The sequence below is a fragment of the Rhodococcus sp. C26F genome (genome assembly GCF_053345925.1).
In genome coordinates this window covers 1-668 of the sequence record NZ_JBKFBA010000116.1, presented here as the reverse complement: position 1 = coordinate 668, position 668 = coordinate 1, and the positions used below count along the sequence as shown (strand labels likewise).

At 66.3% G+C, this 668-nt stretch carries 2 protein-coding genes; both read right to left on the bottom strand.

The genetic code is table 11. The features are described 5' to 3' along the window. Positions 1 to 250: 250 nt before the first annotated feature. On the bottom strand, positions 251 to 484 hold the full coding sequence (locus tag ACLBYD_RS30720) for a hypothetical protein (protein WP_447819405.1): 234 nt from the start codon (positions 482 to 484) through the stop codon (positions 251 to 253). Further along, positions 481 to 668 (bottom strand): hypothetical protein (locus tag ACLBYD_RS30715; RefSeq protein ID WP_447819404.1); only part of this gene is annotated, 188 nt, incomplete at its 5' end. The genes ACLBYD_RS30715 and ACLBYD_RS30720, both read right to left, overlap by 4 nt.

Here is a 668-nt window from a genome sequence, read left to right as displayed (position 1 = left end):
GAGCCAGCCGTAGATGGTGACGCGGCGTTCTGCGGACTGTTCTGCCCACCAGGCGTCCGCGTCGGCCGCGGTCGGACTCACCCGCTCCACCCCCGGCACTGAACGTGCTTCACGACACCGGCGGGCAGTTGCTCATCGCAGACCGAGCAGAGCCGGACGACCGGTTGTACGTTCGCCGCGGCGGACTGAATCGCGGATGCGACCGGAACGCTGTCTGTGACTCGGTATTTCGCGAGCTCCTCGGATTCCGTCATGTCCGGGCCTGCTTTCCAGCGTTCGCCGCGTCGACGAGCTCGCGTCGGTAGACGCGCAGGACGCGGGCACGGACGAAGGCCACGTTCAGTAGCACCCATCCGAGAAGGACGACCAGCCATCCCAGCTCGAGCGCTGCGCAGGCGAGGACGGCGACGACGAGGATCACCTCGACGATCGTGAACACGGTCAGCGTCTTCCTCGGCAACGGCCGATCGCGGTAATCGGTCATCGGTCGCTGTCCGTTCCGAGGGCCTCATGAAGCTCGGCGATCATGTTGTCCTCGCCGCCGGTGCCGAACTGCTGCCATGTGCGCAGCAACGATCGGATGCGGTCGACGACGACGGAGGCCGGGACATCCGACGGAACCTCGATCGGGTATCCGCCGGCGTCCTGACGCTTCTTCTCGAGTCCGT